The 18,404-nt window shown below is 69.9% G+C and carries 18 protein-coding genes; 7 read left to right on the top strand and 11 right to left on the bottom strand.

Annotated features, from left to right (window positions below):
• Positions 1 to 248 precede the first annotated feature (248 nt).
• On the top strand, positions 249 to 1,667 hold the full coding sequence (locus tag ON19_RS06865; RefSeq protein WP_083899187.1) for an amidase: 1,419 nt from the start codon (positions 249 to 251) through the stop codon (positions 1,665 to 1,667).
• Positions 1,668 to 1,754: 87 nt separating this feature from the next.
• Positions 1,755 to 2,564, top strand: a complete 810-nt coding sequence (locus ON19_RS06860; RefSeq protein ID WP_043688348.1) for a class I SAM-dependent methyltransferase — start codon at positions 1,755 to 1,757, stop codon at positions 2,562 to 2,564.
• Position 2,565: 1 nt separating this feature from the next.
• Here the strand turns inward: ON19_RS06860 and ON19_RS06855 are convergent, their stop codons facing one another.
• From ON19_RS06855 to ON19_RS06825, 7 genes are all read right to left on the bottom strand, one after another.
• Positions 2,566 to 3,573, bottom strand: coding sequence for a cation diffusion facilitator family transporter (locus ON19_RS06855; protein ID WP_218006381.1), 1,008 nt, complete (start codon positions 3,571 to 3,573; stop codon positions 2,566 to 2,568).
• Between the two features lie 142 nt (positions 3,574 to 3,715).
• Positions 3,716 to 4,084 carry a fluoride efflux transporter CrcB gene (crcB, locus tag ON19_RS06850; protein ID WP_043688345.1) on the bottom strand — a complete coding sequence of 123 codons (369 nt, stop codon included), beginning with the start codon at positions 4,082 to 4,084 and terminating at the stop codon, positions 3,716 to 3,718.
• A complete protein-coding gene (locus ON19_RS06845; RefSeq protein ID WP_265336458.1) occupies positions 4,081 to 4,569 on the bottom strand; it encodes a fluoride efflux transporter FluC in 489 nt (162 codons plus the stop codon). Before ON19_RS06845 ends, crcB begins: the two co-directional genes overlap by 4 nt.
• A gap of 52 nt (positions 4,570 to 4,621) precedes the next feature.
• Positions 4,622 to 5,071 (bottom strand): universal stress protein, encoded by a 450-nt coding sequence (locus ON19_RS06840; RefSeq protein WP_051168596.1) that lies wholly within the window; start codon positions 5,069 to 5,071, stop codon positions 4,622 to 4,624.
• A 58-nt stretch (positions 5,072 to 5,129) separates the two neighbouring features.
• Positions 5,130 to 6,482 carry a flavin monoamine oxidase family protein gene (locus tag ON19_RS06835; RefSeq protein ID WP_043688344.1) on the bottom strand — a complete coding sequence of 451 codons (1,353 nt, stop codon included), beginning with the start codon at positions 6,480 to 6,482 and terminating at the stop codon, positions 5,130 to 5,132.
• A 526-nt stretch (positions 6,483 to 7,008) separates the two neighbouring features.
• Complete coding sequence (locus ON19_RS06830) at positions 7,009 to 7,623, bottom strand: TetR/AcrR family transcriptional regulator (RefSeq protein WP_051168595.1); 615 nt, start codon at positions 7,621 to 7,623, stop codon at positions 7,009 to 7,011.
• A gap of 6 nt (positions 7,624 to 7,629) precedes the next feature.
• Positions 7,630 to 8,316: a crotonase/enoyl-CoA hydratase family protein gene (locus tag ON19_RS06825; protein WP_043688342.1), complete on the bottom strand. Its 687-nt coding sequence runs from the start codon at positions 8,314 to 8,316 to the stop codon at positions 7,630 to 7,632.
• A 227-nt stretch (positions 8,317 to 8,543) separates the two neighbouring features.
• Between ON19_RS06825 and ON19_RS06820 the strand changes: the two genes are divergently transcribed.
• Positions 8,544 to 9,791: a phthiocerol/phthiodiolone dimycocerosyl transferase family protein gene (locus tag ON19_RS06820; protein ID WP_051168594.1), complete on the top strand. Its 1,248-nt coding sequence runs from the start codon at positions 8,544 to 8,546 to the stop codon at positions 9,789 to 9,791.
• Between the two features lie 26 nt (positions 9,792 to 9,817).
• Here ON19_RS06820 and ON19_RS06815 read toward each other — a convergent pair whose 3' ends face one another.
• The 4 genes from ON19_RS06815 to ON19_RS06800 all read right to left on the bottom strand — a co-directional run bounded on the left by ON19_RS06815 (position 9,818) and on the right by ON19_RS06800 (position 14,286).
• Positions 9,818 to 11,026: an ROK family transcriptional regulator gene (locus tag ON19_RS06815; protein WP_043688341.1), complete on the bottom strand. Its 1,209-nt coding sequence runs from the start codon at positions 11,024 to 11,026 to the stop codon at positions 9,818 to 9,820.
• A gap of 29 nt (positions 11,027 to 11,055) precedes the next feature.
• Positions 11,056 to 12,294, bottom strand: a complete 1,239-nt coding sequence (locus ON19_RS06810; protein WP_043688339.1) for a sugar ABC transporter permease — start codon at positions 12,292 to 12,294, stop codon at positions 11,056 to 11,058.
• A complete protein-coding gene (locus ON19_RS06805) occupies positions 12,291 to 13,064 on the bottom strand; it encodes an ATP-binding cassette domain-containing protein (RefSeq protein WP_043688337.1) in 774 nt (257 codons plus the stop codon). The genes ON19_RS06810 and ON19_RS06805 overlap by 4 nt, the downstream gene beginning before the upstream one ends.
• Positions 13,065 to 13,137: 73 nt before the next feature.
• Positions 13,138 to 14,286, bottom strand: coding sequence for a sugar ABC transporter substrate-binding protein (locus ON19_RS06800; protein WP_227954447.1), 1,149 nt, complete (start codon positions 14,284 to 14,286; stop codon positions 13,138 to 13,140).
• 316 nt (positions 14,287 to 14,602) lie between these two features.
• Here ON19_RS06800 and ON19_RS06795 point away from each other — a divergent pair, with 316 nt between their 5' ends.
• The 4 genes from ON19_RS06795 to ON19_RS06780 all read left to right on the top strand — a co-directional run bounded on the left by ON19_RS06795 (position 14,603) and on the right by ON19_RS06780 (position 18,378).
• Positions 14,603 to 14,926 carry a hypothetical protein gene (locus ON19_RS06795; RefSeq protein WP_043688336.1) on the top strand — a complete coding sequence of 108 codons (324 nt, stop codon included), beginning with the start codon at positions 14,603 to 14,605 and terminating at the stop codon, positions 14,924 to 14,926.
• Positions 14,923 to 16,293 (top strand): hypothetical protein, encoded by a 1,371-nt coding sequence (locus tag ON19_RS06790; protein ID WP_043688335.1) that lies wholly within the window; start codon positions 14,923 to 14,925, stop codon positions 16,291 to 16,293. Before ON19_RS06795 ends, ON19_RS06790 begins: the two co-directional genes overlap by 4 nt.
• Positions 16,280 to 17,272, top strand: a complete 993-nt coding sequence (locus tag ON19_RS38715; RefSeq protein ID WP_051168593.1) for a DUF8176 domain-containing protein — start codon at positions 16,280 to 16,282, stop codon at positions 17,270 to 17,272. The genes ON19_RS06790 and ON19_RS38715 overlap by 14 nt, the downstream gene beginning before the upstream one ends.
• A gap of 167 nt (positions 17,273 to 17,439) precedes the next feature.
• Positions 17,440 to 18,378 carry an alpha/beta hydrolase gene (locus ON19_RS06780; protein WP_043688333.1) on the top strand — a complete coding sequence of 313 codons (939 nt, stop codon included), beginning with the start codon at positions 17,440 to 17,442 and terminating at the stop codon, positions 18,376 to 18,378.
• Positions 18,379 to 18,404: the final 26 nt, after the last annotated feature.

Below are 18,404 nucleotides of genomic sequence, written 5' to 3'. Positions count from 1 at the left end.
CGGCGAACGCCCCGAACATGACGAACACCGCCGTGTCCGGACGGCCGAGAGCGGTGAGGATCGCGGCGGGTGCGGCGAACGCCACGGCAGCCCGCAGCGCCACACTCCACCGCCGCCCCGCGGGTGGCAGGGCGAACAACAGCGAACCCACCCGACCCTTCGGTGGCACCGGATCCGGGTATGTCGCGGCCACCTGCTGCCCTTTCTGATCTGGACGGACTACCTGGTGCACACATTAGATTCGGGAGATGACCGCCGACGCTCAAATACCGCTACCCCCGCGCGTCCACGCCTTCGCCGACGACGCGCTCGCTGATCACGACGCCGTCGGCCTCGCCGAGCTGGTACGCGACGGGGCGGTTGCACCACACGAACTCACCGCCGCCGCCGTAGCGCGCGCCCAGCAGGTAGAGCGGCTGGCGGCCGTCGCCTACCCGAGCTATGCGAATCCACTGCTGCCCGCCGAGCGGACCGGCACGTTCTACGGCGTGCCCAGTTTCGTCAAGGACAACACGGACGTGGCGGGCATGCCCACCAACCAGGGCACGGCCGCGTTCCGCGCGACACCCGCCCGCGCGCACAGCGGCTACACCCGGCAGTTCCTCAGCACCGGCCTCACCGTCCTGGGCAAGAGCGCGATGCCCGAGTTCGGCTTCAACGCCAGCACCGAGCCGCCGCACTCCGCGCCCACCCGCAACCCGTGGCACACGGGCTATTCGGTGGGCGGCTCGTCGGGCGGGGCGGCCGCGCTGGTGGCGGCGGGCGTCGTCCCGATCGCGCACGGCAACGACGGCGGCGGATCGATCCGGATTCCGGCGGCCTGCGCCGGGCTGGTCGGCCTGAAGCCGACGCGGGGACGGCACGTGGTCTCCGGGCTGGCCCGCACGCTGCCGGTCGACATCGTCAGTGAAGGGGTGCTGACCAGGACGGTGCGCGACACAGCGGTCTATGCCGAGGCGGTCGAACGCTATTGGCGCAATCCCGCGCTGAAGCCGATCGGCCGCGTCGAGGGACCGGCGACCCGGCGGATGCGGATAGCGCTCGTGCTCGACAACCTCGCGGGGCCGCTCGCCGCCGGTCCGACGCGGGCGGCCGTCGAACGGATCGCACACGTACTGGCATCCAGTGGCCATTCGGTCGAGCCGGTGCCCCTGCCGTTCGACGCGGCGATCGAAAGCGCCTTCCTGCACTACTGGGGTCTGCTCGCGGCCGCGATCAGCACGACGGGAAGACTTCTCGACCGCCGGTTCGACGCGCGCCGAGTGGACGATCTGACCGTCGGCCTCCGCGCGCTCTTCCTGCGCCGGGCCCTGTACGCGCCGCTCACGCTCTACCGGCTGCGGGCGGCGGCGGCCACTTACGAGCGGGCGCTCGGACCCTACGACGCGCTGCTGCTGCCGACGCTCGGGCACACCACGCCGGAACTCGGCCATCTCAGCCCGACGGTGCCCTTCGAGGAGCTCATCGACCGCTTGCGCGCCTACGTCTGTTTCACGCCGATCAACAACATCACCGGCACGCCGGCGATCACCGTTCCGGCCGGACTGACCGAGGGCGGGCTCCCGATCGGAGTCCAGTTCGCCGCCACGCGCGGCAACGAGCGCACCCTGCTGGAGCTGGCCTACCTGATCGAGTCGGAGCAGCCGTTCCCGCGCCTCGATCGCTGACCGTTTCGGTCCGAATTAGGTTAGGCTAACTTCGCTTGGTTCGAGTATCGCGAGCGGACACGGCCGGGGGCCGGAGAGGACGAAATCATGGGCGCCAGCGTCGAATTGGCAGGAGTCCCGGAGACCATGCTGTGGACGCTGTACAACCGGGCGTCGGAAGCGAAACGGGCGGACGGCATCCTGCGCGACCCGGACTGCGTCCGGATCTTCGACGCGCTCGACTACGACTACGCGCGGGCCTTCGGCGCACCCGACGGCACGCACGCGGTGCGGTCGCTGCGTTTCGACCAGGCGCTGCGCCCCTGGCTGGCAGCGCATCCCGGCGGCACCGTCGTCGAACTCGCGTCGGGGTTGGAAACCCAATTCCAGCGGTGCGACGACGGAAAGGTGCGGTGGGTCTGCGTGGACGTGCCCGAGGGCATCGCGCTGCGCGAGCGGTTCCTGCCGCCGAGCGAGCGCTGCCGCCACCTGCCGATCAGCGCGCTCGCCCCGGCCTGGCTCGACGAGGTCGACGCAGGACGCGGAGTCTTCGTCACGGCGCAGGGCCTGTTCATGTACTTCGAGCCCGACGAAGTACGGCGCCTGTGCAGCACGATCTTCGACCGGCTGCCCGGTGTGGAGCTGATGTTCGACATCATCCCGCCGTGGTTCTCTCGCAAGACCATGCGGGGCTTCCGCAAAACGCCGCACTACACCGCGCCGCCGATGCCATGGGGAGTCGAGCGCAGCCGGGCGGCGCGGCTGCTGCGCGAATGGAGCCCGCGGGTGGCAGAGGTGACGACGTCGTCCTTCGGCCCTTCCCGCGGTCCTCTCGCGGTGAGTCTTCCTCTGTTCGAGCGCCTTCCGGTGCTGCGCGACATCCCGCCCGGCATCGTGCACGCGCGTGGCGCCCGGTAGGTCAGGGCGCGCCGATACCCGCCGCGGACGACGGACGGTCGCGGTGCACCGGGCCGTGCGCGTCGTCGCAGTGGTCCTCCAGCACCGGCAGCAGGCGCTGCGCGTCCGCGGCCGGCGCGGCGGCCACCGCGTGGGTGTGGTCGACCTGCAGCGTGGTGTGGGTGATGCCGTAGTCGTGGTCGAGCAGGTGCTCGATCCGCTGGCGCAGCCCGTGGCAGTCCGCGCCCGCGCGGACCAGCACGTGCGCCGAGAGAGCGATGTCGCCCGAGGTGATCTGCCAGACGTGCAGGTCGTGCACCTCGTCGACGCCCTCGATGTCCACCAGCCTGCGCCCGAGCGCGTCCGGGTCGACCCCGGCGGGCGCCGCCTCCAGGAAGATCCGGCCGGATTCGCGCACCAGCCCGAGCCCCGCCTTGACCATCAGCGCGACCACGATCAGGGTGGCGATGGCATCCGCTCTGGCGAAGCCGGTGGTCAGCACGAGGAGCCCGGCAACGGCGGTGGCGATGAACCCGTACAGGTCGTTGAGCACGTGCTGGAAGGCGCCCTCCACGTTGAGGCTGGAGCGGTTGGCTTTGCTGATGGCCCAGGTGGCCGCGATGTTGACCACGATGCCTGCCAGCGCGGTCACCAGCACGAGACCGCCGGTGACCTCGGGCGGCTCGAGCAGGCGACGCACGGCCTCATAGGTGAGCCAGCCCGCCAGCACGAGCAGCGTGACGCCGTTGGCCTGCGCCGAGAGGATCTCGGCGCGCTTGTAGCCGTAGGTGTACTTGCCGTTCGCGGGTCGTGCCGCCAGCCGGATCGCGATGAGCGCGAGCACAATGGACGCGGCGTCGGTGAGCATGTGCGCCGCGTCCGACAGCAGGGCCAGCGAGTTCGCCAGCACGCCGATCACGACCTCGACCGACATGAATCCGACGATGAGGGCCAGCGCGATGGTCAGCCACCTGCGGTCGGCCTCACCGGACACTCCGTGTCCGTGCGCGTGACCATGTTCGTGTCCCATCGAACCAGCCCTTCCCATCACCGAAATGTATGCGCATATTTGCATCTGTCAGCCCAGAGCTTAGCCGACCCTGACCGGCGCGCGGTAGGCCGGCCGAGTGAACTGGATCACGTCCCATATCGGTTCGGTGAAACCGGCCTGGTCAGCCGAACAGGGCGTGCACCGCGGCGTAGGTGGACACGGTGGCGACCAGTCCCGCACAGACACTGACGATCACGTTCATCGCCGCGAAGAAGTAGGCGCCCCGCTCGGCCAATCGCACGGTCTCGTAACCGAAGGTGCTGTAGGTGGTCAGGGCTCCGCAGAATCCGGTGCCGAGCAGCGCGAAAAGCGGCCCGGCCAGCGCGGTCCCCGCTCCGCTCAGCGCGCCGAGGATCAGGCAGCCGATCGAATTGACCAGGAACGTGCCCCAAGGGAACAGGCTGTCGCGGCGATTCTGCACCGCCCGGTCGATCAGATACCGCAGCGGCGCGCCGATCGCGCCGCCCGAAAGAACCAGAAGCACGGTCATTTCGCCCTCCTTGCGCGCTCGTAGCAGGCCCTGGTGAGCCACATCGCCGCGAGCGTCGCGAGCAGAGCGCAGATCAGCGTGCCCGCCAGGTAGCAGGCCGCGGCGACCATCGTCTCCGGACGCATGAGTTCGCGGATCTCGTTGACATACGTGGAGAAGGTGGTGAATCCGCCCAGCACGCCCACGCCGAGGAACGGGCGTAGCAACCGAGGCGCCGTCCAGATCTCGGTCACCGCCACCATGAGTACGCCGATCGCGAAGCAGCCCGAGACATTGGTGACGAAGGTGGCCCACGGGATGTGTCCAGCTCGGCCGGGCAACCCTTGGGCAAGACCGTAGCGGGCCAACGCGCCGAGCGCGCCACCCGCGGCGACGACCACCAGCACCACCCCTTGGGAGCGCCAGAATTCCCGCCATCGCGCGCGGCTTTCGGCGCGCTCGGCGGAGTGCATCGGCTCCTCGGTCAGTTCACCGGCCACGCACATCTCTAACACGACCGGCTCGGTGCGGCGCCACCGCCGTCACGACACGGCGCGCTCACCGGCCTTCGGGCGGTCCGTCGCCGTCGTGCGCGACCAGCACCGAACAGCCTGCGTGCCGTGCGGCCTTCTCCGCGGTGCTGCCCATGAACCTGCCCCAGATGCCCGAATGCCCACTGCGGCCGAGAACCAGCAGGTCGGCCTGGTGCTCGGCGGCGGCCGTGGCCAACTCTTTCGCCGCTTGGCCCGCGCGAATCTCGGCCTGCACCGCGATGCCGCGCTGGTGCGCGGATTCCGTGGCGGCGCCGAGCCACCGGCGGCAGGTCTGCTCACCGATCGAGCGTTCGTCCTCGATCTCGCCGACCACCGGGCCGTAGTGCGGCAGATACTCTTCGACCGCCACCACCGTGAGCACGGAGTGATGCGCCGTCGCCAAGTCGAGCGCCATCGTCAAGGCGGCCCTGGCGCCGGGTGAGTCGTCGTAGCCCACCACGATCCGCTGGAACACCTTTCCATTGTGATCCCTCGGCTCGACCGGAGCCAGCGTTACGGCAATCCTTCGGCAATCACGCGGTGGCCGCGGATCGGTCCGCCGCGAGCACCTCGGCGGCCGCGCGCTCGCCCGAGCGGATCGCTCCCTCGATGTAGCCCGACCATTCCGTGGCGGTTTCGCTTCCCGCCCAGTGGATCGCGCCGACCGGATGGCGCAAAGCCGAACCGAGGGTGGTCAACACGCCCGGCGGGAAGAAGGCGCCGTAGCCGCCACGGGTGTACGGGTCGTCGGCCCAGACCTTTTCGTGCCACTCCAGCGGCTCGCGGGCGGCGTGGCCGAAGGCGCGCACGAGCGCGCCGACGATCATGGCGCGCCGCTCGCTCGCGGGAAGCGCGGCCAGCCGCTGCGCCGCCCGGCCGGGCACCAGCGCGCCGAGCACGCCGGGACCGCCGGGGCGGGTGGCGTCGAAGGTCACCGGTACCGGATCGTGCAGGTTCAGCGCCTGGCCGGTGAGCCGGTCGTCGCGCCAGAAGGGGCGCTCGTAGACCGCGAAGGCTTTCAGGACCGAGCCCATCGGCATGCGCTGGATCAATTGGTCGCGCGCGGCGGGCAGCGGCGGATCGTAGGCGATGCGTCCGGCGAGGGTGGGCGGCACCGCCACGATCACGTGCTCGGCGTGCACGTCACCGGAAGCCGCGCTCACCCGGACGCCGTCCGCCCGCTGACGGATACTCGTGACCGGTGCGCCGAGGCGCACCACGTCCCCGAGTTCGGCGGCGATGGCCAGCGCGGGCCCGTCGGCGCCGTCCACGAACAGGCGGGTCACCGTCTCGGCGGTGATCCCGGCCTCGACACCGCCCGCCGAGCGGATCGTGGTCAGCAAACCGAGCATCGAGATGCTGCCGACGTCTACGCACAGCTCCTCGCCGATCATCACCTCGGCCAGGTTCCGCGCGCGCCGCTCCGGCAGATTCCGGCGCAGCCAGGTCGCCGCGGTCATCGCGTCCAGTCGATCCGCGCCCGGCGTGGTCCACGGGCGCGCGAGGTCGATCCGGGCGGCCATGCGTTCCAGCCGCCACATGGCCTGGGCGAGCACGACCAGCACCAGCGCGGGCAGTGGCGGCCGCGCTCCGGTGAACGGCCGCCGGACCACTCCCTCGACCAGCAGGTCGACCCCCTCCGGCGGTGCGTACATCGCCGCGTCGTACTCCTCGGCCAGCGCGGCGAATCGCGTGTGCGCGCCCGAGATCCACTGCCCCCCGAGGTCGACTGCCCATCCGTCGCCGACGCGCGCGGCCAGGGTGCGACCGCCGACGCGATCGCTCGCCTCCAGGACGACGACATCCCGGCCGGATGCCCGCAAGGTCCGCGCCGCGCACAGCCCGGCATATCCCGCACCGACGACAACGACGTCCGCACGGTCCATGGTGGCCTCCCGTCGCCGCACCGTAACTCGACAACCACTGTTGATCACCCATCGCAGATCCGCAACCGGCGCGGGCATCGACCCAGCACCGTTACTCGGGACTCCGCACTCGGGCCCCCGCGCCGCCCCGAGTCGGGTTGTGTCCACCCCGGCTCCGCGCGGTCCGTTGTGCCTGCGCCCGGCTCGGCGCAACCCCGTCGTTTCCCACCCCGCTCCGCGCCGCCTCGAGTCCGATGTGCCCGCGTCCGGCTCGGCGCAACCCGGTCGTTTGCGCACCCAACCCCGCGCCGCCCCGATTCCGGCTGTGCGTCCTCGGCTCCGCGCGGTCTCGAGTCCAGTTGTGTCCCCCGGCTCCCCGCGGTCCCGAGTCCGGTTGTCACCGAATCCGGTCCTGCTGCTCCGGGGTGATCGGCCACTCGTCCGAGCGTCGGCCTCGCGGACTGGAAGCGCTCGACCGGGCTTTCGAACCGCTCCATGACCACGAGTTCGTCGCACCGATGTCGAAACACGCTGCGACGACCCAGCTTCAGGTAGCCGCGACGTCCGTCCCGGCGAGCGGTCGGCGAATCAGCGTGGCGAGGGCGGCGACCGCGGCATCCTGAAAGGTCGCGGTCAGTGTGCGCGGCGACGCAGAGACGCGTCCGCGCACCCATTGCCTGCAGTACTCCTGGGCCGGTCCGACGCAGATCGCATGGGCCACCGGATAGCCGTCGTCGCCCACGTCCGCGGTTGCGAGCAGCTCACGGTAGCGGCGGTCCAGCACGCCGAAGAAGACTCGATTGTGCTGTGCCAGTTCGGGCTCCGCGCTGCGCGCGACCTCGTCCGGGAGCGTGGCGAACAGGAAGCGGGCGAGTTCGCGATGGTCCTCCACCCAGCCGAGATGGGCCGCGAGCATCGCGCGGATCGCCTGCTCGGCGCCGATACCGGACTCGTCGAGCCGCTCCAGTACCGCGCGCTGATAGTCGAGCATCCCGGCGACGTAGACGGCGGCCGCCAGTTCGGCCTTCGAACCGAACGCGTGGAACATGCTGCCGCTGGACAGACCGAGCCGATCGCGCACGCCCGCCACCGTGAACGCCGGATATCCCTTGGCCAGCAGCTGTTCGGTCGCTTCGGCCAGGATCCGCTCGCGGGTGCGCACGAGCCGCTACGCCCCGAATTCGGCGTCGATGCCGGACCGGACCGCGGCGAGCACCTGGGCACGGACCCGCGACTTCGTGCCGGTATGTGCGGCGAAGTCGATGCCGGTCAATCGGTGCGCCTCGGCGGTCGCGCGCTCGCGCAGATCGTCAGCGTCGGCGGCGAGCACGTCGAGGAAACCCAGTTGCCTGGCTTCCTCGGGACCGACCAGGATGCCGGTGTTGGCCGCCCGGTCGAAGCCCGGCGCGGTGAGCCGATGCCGCGCCGTCTCCACGCCGTAATGCGGAATGGTCAGCCCGATCGCGACCTCGTTGAGACCGAGCTTGAAATCCCCCGCGACACCGAACCGCACGTCCGTGGCCAGCAACGTGAACGCGCCCTGGGCGATCGCGTGCCCTGGGCATGCCGCGACGACGGGGTACGGGAACCCGAGCAGCCGATGGACCAAGTTGCCTCCGGCACGCAGGGTGCCGCGGATGTCGTCGGCGGAACGGGAGAACGTCGCCAGGTCGTAGCCGGCGGAGAACATGCGCGGGCGTCCGGTCAACAGGACGACAGCACGGTCGGCCTCGGCCCGGTCCAGGGCGGCGGCGATGGCCCCGATCATGTTCTCCGACATCACATTCGCCTTGCCGTCGTCCAGCGTGATCGTGGCGACCCCGGCGTCGAACCGGTAGGTGACGAGTTCGGTCATTCCAGCCTCCTCTAGAGCAATGCTCTAGAGTATCACTCTAGAGGCGCGGTAGCTAACGCTGGGCTGCGCGACGGATGGCCTGGTCCAGGCAAGGTGTCGTTGTGGCAACGACGCGAAACAGCGGTCCGCTATCTCCCGATACAGGACACAGATGATGCTGCCGAAAGAGCCTGGCGCGTCCGGGCTTCGGACTAGCCTCTGGGACAGGCTCAGGTGGAGGAAGCGACATGACCGCAGCAACCGTCATCCGTCCGCTGGCGCCGAGCGAGGCGATCTTCGCCAACAGCGAAGTCCTCGTCGGCTATTCGATTCGGGTCGCCGGCCGGTTGGATCTCGCCGCGCTGTCGGCGGCGTTCGAAGCCGTGGTTCGCTCCCGCCCGATCCTCGGCGCCCACCTGGAGCCGGACGGGCGCGGCGGGCACCTCCTGCTCGAATCCCCGGGCGCCGCAGCGGAGATGACCGTCGCCGAGGGCGATCCCGAGCGGTTGCTCACCGGCGCGCGGCTGGATCAGCGCAGAGCGCTCGGCTCGCTGTGCGTGGTCCGCGACGGCGCCACCGCCGGTGTCACCTTGGTGACCCACCACAGTGTCGCGGACGCCTATCATTCGCTGGCCGTGTTCGCCGAGCTGTGGTCGTGTTATACCGACCTCGCCCGCGGCCGTCCCACCGAGCTGGAGCCGCACGGCTTCCCACGCTCGGTGGAAGACCTGCTCCGCGAGCGCGGCGTGCGCAAGACCGACACACCCGTGATGCCGCACCGCCCGATGGGTGTCGCCCAGATGTATGCCGGCCCGGAGGATCCCGACTACCTTCTGCCCCGCACGGCACGGTGCAGGCTGACCCGCGAGCAGACCGCCGCGCTGGTCGAGCTGGGGCATCGGGAGAACACCACGATCAACGGCCTCGCCTCCGCCGCGATCATGCTCACCGAGGCCGAGCTGCGCAGGCTGCCCCTGGCCGAGCTGGCCTACACCTACTCGGTCGACCTGCGCACCCGGGTGACGCCGCCGATCGCGACGACAGAAGGCACCAACGTACTCGGCTTCGCGAACTTCGTCCCGGCACCGCGGACGGGCACGTCGCTCGTGGAGCTGGCTCGCGGCATCAGCGACACGCTGCGCGCCGGAGTGGACACGGGCCTGGTGCAGCAGACACCGCTGCACATCCCCGAGATCGCCGCGGGCCCTCCACCGCGCGCACCGGGAATCGTGCTCGCCACCAACTGGGGACGCGTGCGCAGACCCCGGGTGCCGGACGACCTGCGAATCACCGACTTCCGCTCGATCATGCTGGGCAAACCGGACAAGACCGGGCACCGGTTGCAGCAGCCGAGCGGCACCATCATCATCAGCACCTTCGACGACCGGCTGAGCATCGAGATCCACCACCCCGAGGAAACCACCGACGAACAACGGGTGCGTGTCCGGCTGCTCGCCACGCACCTGTCGGAGTTCAGCGCGGCAGGCGCCGCATAACGCCGGGTCGCGTCCGAACCGGCCCGTCAGGCGCGCGCGGCGGACGTGCGGGACAAGGTCTGCAACGGATCGGTGAGCACGTCGGTGAAGGCCAGTTCCGCAGCGCCGATCAGGGTCGCGTCGCCGCCGAGTGCGCTGGTGCGCAGGCGAACCCGTTCGCGGACGGCTTGCAGGCCGTTCATCGCCACCCGGCTGCGCACCTGTGCCGCCGACGCCAGATAGATCTCCCGCAACACGCCGCCGAACACCACCACCGACGGATTGAAGACGTTCACCAGATTGGCGACGCCGTATCCGAGCCATTCGCCGACCTGGTGCAGCGCGTCCCGTGCTGTCGTGTCGCCGCGGGCGGCGGCATCGACGATCGCGTCGACCGCCGCCTGTCCGGGGGGATCGCTGCGTCCCGCCGCCGCGATCAACCCGAGTTCGCCCGCTTCGGCCTCGAGGCAGCCCCGGGAACCGCAGGCGCAGGGCCGCCCACCCGGATGAACGATCATGTGGCCGACTTCTCCGCCGTAACCGCCTTCCCCGCCGAGCAACTCGCCGTTGACGATGATTCCGCCGCCGATGCCGACGTCGCCGTGCAGGTAGATCAGATTCGCCAAGCCGACGCCGACGCCACGTTCCCGTTCGGCCAGCGCACCGAGGTTGGCGTTGTTGCCGACCGCGACCCGCAGGCCGAGATCGAGTTCCCTGGTCATCGCGGCGCCGAAGGCGACGTCCACCCAGCCGAGGTTCGGCCCGTACCGCACCACACCGTCCTCCTCGCGGACCATGCCGCAGAACGCGACACCGACGCCGACGCACACGGCGTCCGGCGCGGCCGCGGCGATCATCGCCCGCGCCATGGTCACCAGCGCGGCGATCACATCGTCGGGGTCGAACGCGCCACGGGGACGGGTGCTCTCGGTGCGATCGAGCACCGAGCCGCCCAACCCGACCCGCGCGGCGGCGAGGCGGTCCGCGCTGACGTCCAGCGCGACGACGTACACCCGTTCCGCCCGCGGCCGCACCACCAGGGAGGGCCTGCCCGCCCGTCCGGTCTGGCCGGGCAGCTCCTCGCTCACCAAACCCGCGGCCGCCAGGTCCGTGGTGAGCGCGAGGATCGTGCTGCGGTTCAATCCCATTCGCTCGGCGAGCGTGGTGCGCGACATCGCCCCGTCACGGTGGACGTTCCGCAGCAGCGCGGCGAGGTTGCGCGTGCGGATCTCCTCGGGAGAAGGTGCTGCTCGCATTCACCGGGCTTTCGTCACGGGGCTGGGATTCATCGATGCAGGAGCGCACGCTTACGCGACAGCGCGTCCACTCCGGCGGCCAAGAGCAGCACAAATCCTGTCACAACGAACTTCGTGCCCGCGCTGTAGCCCATCAGCCCCATCCCGTTGTTGATCACCGCGACCACCGCGGCGCCGAGCACCGCGTCCAGCATCCGCCCGCGGCCGCCGAACAGGCTGGTGCCGCCGATCACCGCCGCGCCGACCGCCGTGAGCAGCACGTCGCTGCCGCCGGTGTTCGGATCGACGGAATTCGCGCGCGAGGCCGCGATCAGCCCGCCCACCGCCGCCATCGTCGAACACAGCACGAAGGCGGTGATTTTCACGCGATCCACCGCGATACCGGCCCGCCGGGCGGCCTCGGCGTTGCCGCCGACCGCGTAGATGTGCCTGCCGAACGCGGTGCGGTCCAGCACGAATGTCCACAGCAGCAACAGGGCCACGATCAGCGGCACCACGATGGGCATCCCCGCCAGCGAGTGCAACGCGGGATTGCGGCTGCGCTCGCCGTTGAGCACCAGCACCGCCGCACCCGCCACGAACGCCAGCAGCGCCACACGCACCACGACGGTGCGCGCCGTCGTGCCGGTGAGCCCGAGTTTCGTGCGGGCCCGCAATTTCCGGTACTGGACCAGCGCGAACCCGGCGATCAGCACCGCGTACAGCGCCCAGCCGATCGCGGGCGGGACGTTCTTGTTCGCGATCGCGACGATCGTCTCGTCGCGGATGGAGATGTTGCGGCCGTTGTCCATGATCTTCAGTGCCACGCCCTGCAGCGCGAGGAACGCCGCCAGCGTCACCACGAACGACGGGATCCCGATCGTCACCACGACCGTGCCGATCACGAGTCCGATCGCCACACCGGTGAGCAGCGCGACCAGCACCGCGAGATACCACGGCCACCCTTTGTCGGTGAGCAGTACGGCGAGCACGGCCGCGCAGACGCCGCTGGTGAATCCGGCCGACAGGTCGATCTCGCCAAGCAACAGCACGAAGATCAGTCCCATCGCGATCACCGCGATCGCCGCGCCCTGCGTGAACAGATTGGCGAAGTTGGCCTCGGACATGAAGACCGGGCGCGCCGCCCAGAAGATCACCGAGAGCACGACCAGCGCGATCACCGATGGCAGCGCCCCCATGTCGCCCCCGCGCACCCGGCCGACGTAGTCGCTCACGAGGTCGGTCACCGGCGCCGCCGCCGGTCGCCGCTGGGTCGTCACCGCGGTCATCGGGCGACTCCGCTCGTCTCGAGACCGAGCGCGCCACTGCGGCCCGCAGTGATCAGTTCGACCACCTGCGCGTGCGTCACGTCGGAGGTGCGGACCTGAGCCGCCATCCGGCCGAGGTAGAGCGCGGCGATCCGGTCGGACACCGCGAAGACGTCGTTCATGTTGTGCGAGATCAGCACCACAGCCAAACCCTGGTCGGCGAGCCTGCGGACCAGTTCGAGCACCTGCTGGGTCTGCGCGACGCCCAGTGCGGCCGTCGGCTCGTCGAGGATCACCACCTTGCTGTTCCACAGCACGGCTTTCGCGATGGCCACCGTCTGGCGCTGACCGCCCGACAGGCTCGAAACCTGCTGCCGCACCGACTTGACGGTGCGCACCGACAGGCCGGCCAGCGTCTTTCCGGCCAGTTCCTCCATCGTGTATTCGTCGAGCACGAGACCGCGCCTGCGCTCCCGGCCGAGAAACATGTTCTGGACGATGTCCAGGTTGTCGCACAGCGCGAGATCCTGGTAGACGATCTCGATGCCGAGCGCCGCCGCGTCGCGCGGGCTGTGCACCTGCACCGGGGAGCCCTCGAAGAGGAACTCGCCCGCGTCGATCGGATGGGTGCCGCCGATGCATTTGACCAGCGTGGACTTGCCCGCGCCGTTGTCGCCGACGAGGGCGGTGACCTCGCCGGGATAGGCGCTGAAGGCGACCTCGTGCAGGACGTGGACGGGGCCGAAACTTTTCTGAACTCCGCGTAATTCGATGACCGGCAGTTCGGACATGGGGTAGCTCCTCGAGCAGGAATGGAGCCCCTTCCGCAATCCCCTCATCGAACCGCGGAAGGGGCGTGCGATATCAGATCCCGTTGTCCGCGCAGAGTTTCGCGAACTCGCCGGTGCACAACTCGGCCTTGGTGACATAGCCGTCGGCGACCACATCCTTGACCTCGCCCGGGTAGATCGCCTTCGGCTCCAGCAGCACCGACGGCACGTCGGCATTCGACTCCGGGTCGCGCACCGCGCCGTTGGTCGTGCCCGGCTCCCCCTTCACCAGCGCCACCGCGAGTTTCGCGGTCGCCTCCGCCTCCTTCTGGATCGCCTTGTAGACGGTCATGCACTGGTCACCCGCCAGCACGTTCTGCAAGCCCTGCACCGTGGCGTCCTGCCCGCTGACCGGCACCTGACCGTTGAGCTTCTGCTTTTTCAGCACGGCGATCGCGGCGTTGGCCAATCCGTCGTTGGCCGCGACGACGCCACCGATGTCCGGCCGGCCGGTGAGCATCTGCTCGAAGATCGTGCCCGCCTTGGTGTTGTCCCACTCCGGGACAGCCTGATCAGGCCCCTTGACGTATTGCCCGGCGTCGAACCGGGGCTTCAGCACCCCGTCGTAGCCGGTCTTCAGCAGGGTGGCGTTGTTGTCGGTCGGTCCTCCGTTCAGGTACGCGACCACCGGGCGCGCGGCATTGCGGTCGGTCAGGCATCGCGCGACGCCCTCCCCGAGCAGGCTGCCGACCTTCACGTTGTCGAAGGAGACGTAGTACTGGGCGCCGCCGCCGAGGGTGAGCCGGTCGTAGTCGATCACCGTGACCCCTTGCGCTTTCGCCTTCTGGATCACGGCTTTGCCGGTGCCGCTGTCCAGGTTGGTCATCACCAGCACCGCGGCGCCGTTGGTGATCATCTGGTCGGCGATGGTCTGGAAGGCGTTCTTGTCGCCCTGCGCGTTCTGGATATCGGCCTTGACGCCCGCGGCTTCGAAAGCCTGCTGTAGGTACTTGCGGTCCGCGGTCTCCCAGCGTGCGGAGGTCTTGCTGTCCGGGAGGATCACGCCGATCTGGGTTCTGCCGCCGGATTCCGCGGCGTCGTCGCCGCACGCGGTGAGCGTGGCGGCGAGCAGCGCGAACGACAGCGCCGCGGCGCTGAACATGCCCTTACGCATGAGTGGGCCTTTCATCACCGGCCCCGGGAAGATCCCGGGGCCGGTCGGAGTGGAGCGAATGTTGTTCACAGCAACATATTCGACTGTGACACAGGGCACAACAGCTGATTTGTTGTTCCGCATAACAATCTCGACACGTGGGCATCCGCTCAGGTGGCGGCCGTCGAGGAGGGCTCGTGAACAGGGAGGTCGGCCCGCCGCGCGACGCCACGTCCGCGCTCTTGAACGGATCCGACAGAGATCGCGGTGGGCAGCGCGGACGCCGCGGGCGGCGGACGCGGGGAACAGACCACCGAGGATCGGGCGCATAGCAGCCCTCCGGCACAGTACGCTTGGCGGTGAATCTTGGCGCGGCAGCGACAGACTGGGATCCGGGAGGGGAACAGTGGACACGCTCAGGCTCGACCCGGCGGCGGTGGCCGCCTACACCGCGATAGCGGACGCGGTGTCGAAACAATTGGCGTCGGCGGCCACGGTCGCCTCCGGCGCGGTGGATCCGGATCGGCTGGCCGCCGATCTCGGGCTCGTCGGCGCGGAATTCGCGGCGCGTTTCTCCGCCGCCGTATCCGAACACGCGGAAGCGTTGTCGACCGCGGGGCAGTTGGTCGGTGCCTACGGCCAGGTGCTGCGCGGTTACAGCGCGGACGCCCAGGATGTGGACGCCACGACGGCCGCCGCGATCACCCGCTCCGGGGAGGCACTGGCATGAGAAGCCTGATGGGACTGCGCAAACGCGCGCACGCCACCCAGCCCGCCGCCGAGGCCCCCCGGCCGCAGAGCACCGAACCGGGCGCCGATCCGCCGATCATCGCCGCACTGGTGCGCCCACTGCTGACGTTGCGCTCCTCGCTCGGCACCGGTGTCGGCGTGCCGAGCGCGGCTGCGACCGGCGCGCTTTCGGCCGCCTCCACACAGGTGGCCGATACCGAAGGTCCGCACCGCGAAGGCTTGTACGCGCTGGAGTCGACCTGGACCTCCCGCGCGGCTGACAACGCGGTGCCCGCGATGCGCACCACGCAGACCCAGATCGGTGACATTTCCGATCGGGGGCCCGCTTATCTGTCCGTCCTCGCCGACGCGCACGCCACGTCCGGGCGCGCGGCACGGCGGGTCGACCAGATCATCGCGGACTTCCGCCGCGACGCGCGGGAGATCCTGGGCAACGCGAGCTCGGCGCCGGAGACCGACGCCGTCATCGCCCGCGCCAGCCTGGCGCTGCGCGACGCGCTCACCACCGTGACGGCCGCGCGTACCGAAATGGACGACCACACCAGGAAGCTCGACGAGATGGGGCCGCTCACGGTCACCAGCCCGTCCGGTGTCAGTGTCAGCCAAGGTCAGGCCGCCCACTCCGGCGGCACCGGGCCCCATCCCAGCGGCACCGGGCCCCACTCCAGCGGCACCGGGCCCTACCCCGGCGGCGCCGCGCCAGTCGTGCCGGGCACCGCTACACCTGCCACCACGCAGCCCATGGACCCGGCGTTGGCCGCCCAGCTCCAGCTGCAGCAGGCGCTGATCTCCGCGGGCGTGCAACTCGGCACCACGGCCATCAACGCGGGCGTCGACATCGGCACGCACATCATCGACAAGATCGCCGAGGTCGGCATCCACAGCATCGATACGGTCGCGGCAGCCGCGGACAAGGCGATTCCGGAACTGATCAACCCCGGCTCCACCACCAACTCCGGCACCGGCGGCGACGATTCGAAGAATTCCTCGAAGCTGTTCGACTTCGGCGGATCGCAGGACCACAAGCCGTCGTCCACCGGTCCCGGTTCGGTGAACCCGCCCGGCAATTCCGCGCCCGCCGGACGGCCGGACGTGCCCAAGCCGGAAAGCAGGCCCGCCCCCACCCTCGCGCCGTTCGCCGACTCCACGCCGCCGGCGCCCGCGAGCCGTCCGGACCACCCCGGTCAGCCCGGTCACAGCGGCGGCATGGTGCTGCCGCCCGCTCCGCCGCCCGGCGGCAACGACCACGAGCACAAGCCGCGCGACGGACAGCTCGGCGTGACCATCCCGTCCGCTGTGACAGCGGTCGTACCGGTGCTGGGCGAATTCGACGATGACACCCCCTGACCGGGACCATCCCAGTCAGGGCGCGAGCCAGAGCAATCCGTTCGACACGGGTCTGCCGATGCTGCGCATTCCCGCGAGCAAGCCGTCGAAGCGACGTCGTTCGCCCGGCCGTCGCAAGCAGGTTCGGCGCCGCGAGCCGGAGTACGAGGTCGCGGAGCCGCCGCGCGAGCCGGAGCGGCAGAATTCCCGGCCGCACTTCGGCGAGTGGGAACAATGGCTCGATCCCGCGCCACCGGCCGAGCAAGCGCCGCGACCGCAGGCCGCGCAGCAGCGCAGCGCGCCCGCTGCCGCGGAACCGCCCGGGGTCGAGGACGGCCTTGTCAAGGCGCCCGCCATAGTCAATCGATCCGGCCGGCATCCCGGCACCCCGGTGCGCCATCCGCGACGCACGGATCAACAGCGCGGCAATCGCTCACTGACCGTCTTGATCGTCCTCGCCATCGTGGTCGCCACCATCTCGATCGGCCTGGCCATGATCTACGGTTCCGGTTCGAATTCGCGTAAGGCGGCGGTCACGTCGCCCGCGCGCGCGGCCGGACCCGCCGCGGTCCCCTCCACGTCCACGTCCCGGGTCAAGCCCCCGTGGGCCATCGCGACGCCGGGTTGCGAGCAGAAGCGCACCGCCGATGTCGTTTCCGGCACCGATCCGGGCGGCACCGGCAGCGGCCCCGACGCCATCTTCGCCTTCGAGTACGCCTATTACGCCGAACGGTCGGGATACCGGGCCCGCGCGGTGGTCGCCCCCGACGCGGCGGTGGCGCCCGCCGATCAGATCCAGCGCGGTATCAACCAAGTGCCGGCGGGCACCCGGTACTGCGTCCAGATCTCCCGGGCCGGTGACGGCCCCGACGGCCAAGCGCGGTGGGAAGTCCGGTTGACCCAGCAGTTCCCCGACGAGGACCCGAACACCTTCACGCAGTTCATCACGACCCGGACCGGTACGGACCAAACGCTGATCACGGGAATCACCGCAGGCTGATCCGCTCGGCTCGGCGGTACCCGGGCCGAAACATGCTGGTCGCGCAACGCGTAGCGGCTTGCGCCGAGATTATTTGCGAACAGCGCTATTCACAGAGGTCGCGGTGCTCTAGATTCGGTTGTGAGAGTGAACATTTCGATACGACCGCAGAGCGAAAGGTCCGATCGTTGCGTCGCCTGAGCCGGATTGCCCTCGCCATCGCCACCGTCATCGCGGGTCTCACCGTGCCCTTCCTGTCCGTTCAGCCCGCCCAGGCGGTGTCGACGGTGCGCTGGGAGACCCGGGTCAGCGACCGGATTCTCGACATCGGGCTCTCCTCGCCCCACCTCGAGGGCCCGGACTGGTCGGTCAAGGTGGTCCGGCTGCTGCTCCCGCCTGGCTGGTCCAAGGACGCCGCCCGGACCTGGCCCACCGTGTGGGTGCTGCACGGCGGCTTCGACGACCACAAGTCCTGGACCGACAAGGGCGATCTCGAGGCGCTCACCGCGGGCAAGGACGCAATCTTCGTGCTGCCCGAAACGAGCTGGTGCAGCGCCTATTCCAACTGGTACAACGACGGTCGCGGCGGTCCGCCCGCCTGGGAGAGCTACCTCCTGGAGGATGTGCGGACCCTGCTGGAATCGGGCTACCGCGCCAATGCGACACGCGCCGTCGCGGGTAACTCCATGGGCGGCCTCGGCGCTATGAAATTCGCTGCGGCGCATCAGGGTTGGTTCGAATCGGCCGCTTCCTTCAGCGGCAACGTCGACCCGCTGCACGACTCCGGCGCGCCCGGCGAACCCGACAAGCCCGGCCAGGGCTGCGCCGCGGACTGGAAACGGGTCTGGGGCGACTACGCCGTCCACCGCGATATCTGGGTCGCCAACAACCCGTACAGCCGGGCCGCCGACCTCACCGGGATTCCGCTGTTCGTCTCCTACGGCAAGGGCGATCCCGTGGAGTCCGCCGCCTACGAGCAGAACTTCCGCTTCGTGGACCGTCTGCAACAGCTCGGGGCGCAGGTGGACGAGCGGTATGTCCCGAATCAAGGCCACAACTGGGACGCCTGGAAGATTCAGATGCGCGCCGCCCTGCCCATGCTGCTGTCCTCGGTGGGCGTGGCGTAGTCGGCTGACGGGCGCGAGCCGTACGT

It is taken from the genome of Nocardia abscessus NBRC 100374 (genome assembly GCF_000308455.1).
GTDB classification, from domain to species: domain Bacteria; phylum Actinomycetota; class Actinomycetes; order Mycobacteriales; family Mycobacteriaceae; genus Nocardia; species Nocardia abscessus.
Note: the sequence above shows the minus strand (reverse complement) of the source record. Positions and strands in the feature narration are given on the sequence as shown.